Below are 1,405 nucleotides of genomic sequence, written 5' to 3' on the forward strand. Positions count from 1 at the left end.
TCATAGGTAGGTACTTAAGAAAAATATTAAGTACAGCCTTAAAAATTTGGCTCTACCCCATACTGAAATACTCCTGTTTTTCGATCGCGTTTGGGGTGCGCCCTAGCTGCATTTTTCCTCAGAAAGTCAAATGCTCCATTAACTGCATTTAACAATCCTTTCCTATGCTTCCTAATAATCGCTGTTAATATGCCAATCCACCAACCCCCCGTTGTTTTTGCTACTGTCATTGTAGACATTTCAGTTTTGAATATCTTTTCAATACAGCCAGTTAAAAACCTTTTAAGCGTGGTTACTATTAAACTTACATAAATTAGCGCCTCTTGTAAGGTTGCGTTTGATGTTTGAAAGCCGCGTAAATTATTATAAGACTTACACTCCTTAAAAAGTAATTCAACCTGCCAGCGTAACCTATATAATTTGCCTATTTCAGTCGCTGTAAATTCATCAATAGATAAATTAGTGACTAAAAATGTATATTGTTTTTCTTTTTTTGACCAATACCCAACGACTCTTGTTAGCTTGTTTTTTATGCTAACATTCATATCAATAAGATCATTTTTAGGTAATTCGGGGAGCAACTCACATAACTTTGGGGAATGACTTCCTGTTAATTCCTGTCCATTTTGCTTAAAAGCATTATGTACTCTGACTGCTTTTAATCCCTTCGCTCTTAATACGTAAAATCCTCCTGCTTTATCTAATTCATGAATATAACTACCTGAATAATATCCTCTATCAGCAAGTAACAACTGTCCTTTCAACTCTTTAAATTTTGGAAGTTCTTCACGTTCAGAGTAACTGTCTGGTGTTATACCTGCTTTTTCAAAGCAACCTTGCGTTAAATTTAAAGTAGCATGCAATTCAATAGCTGCTGGACACGTATTTGAAAATCGCCCAGGAAAAACATCTTTTAAAGAACGATGAAGCATAATAGAGCTACCGTCCTGAATTAAAATATTCTCAAACTTGAACAAATCTTTTTTCGTGTACTTAAGCGCATCATTTATCCAACAATTAAAAACTCTATTTGTTACCTCTCGCATTAGTTCAGCTAGTTCAGGTTTAACTAACTGGTTATGAAAAGGCTTATACTTAATAGACTGCCCTGTTAGCTGATTATAAACTCTTAATATTTCGGATAAATAGATCGTTTTTTTATCCCCAAGCGCAGCAACAAGACTAACAACCATATGAAATGCCGTAATATTTCTTTCTCTTTTAGTAAATGCTACTTGTTTACCAAGTCGGTTCAGTTTTTTTTCACTTAGGATACTTTTTAACTTATTAATAAAAATGTTAGCATTCATTTGAAGCTCTTTTCTTGATTCTGTGGTTTGTGTGGTAACAACCATTTGATCATGAATTGAGCTTCAACTCAATTTCTTAAGATCTTACCTATGAC

1 protein-coding gene is annotated in these 1,405 nt (G+C 34.0%); it reads right to left on the reverse strand.

Features of this window, described 5'->3' with window-relative positions; genetic code table 11:
• Positions 1-38: 38 nt before the first annotated feature.
• Positions 39-1,310 (reverse strand): IS4 family transposase, encoded by a 1,272-nt coding sequence (locus tag H5183_RS21390; protein ID WP_182732681.1) that lies wholly within the window; start codon positions 1,308-1,310, stop codon positions 39-41.
• Between the last annotated feature and the right edge of the window lie 95 nt (positions 1,311-1,405).

Source organism: Pseudoalteromonas sp. SR44-8, assembly GCF_014163635.1.
GTDB classification, from domain to species: Bacteria; Pseudomonadota; Gammaproteobacteria; order Enterobacterales; family Alteromonadaceae; genus Pseudoalteromonas; species Pseudoalteromonas rhizosphaerae.

Bases quoted from the DNA above. Each gene is read 5' to 3' on its own strand.
- H5183_RS21390 (WP_182732681.1), bottom strand. From the start codon at position 1,310: ATGAATGCTAACATTTTTATTAATAAGTTAAAAAGTATCCTAAGTGAA.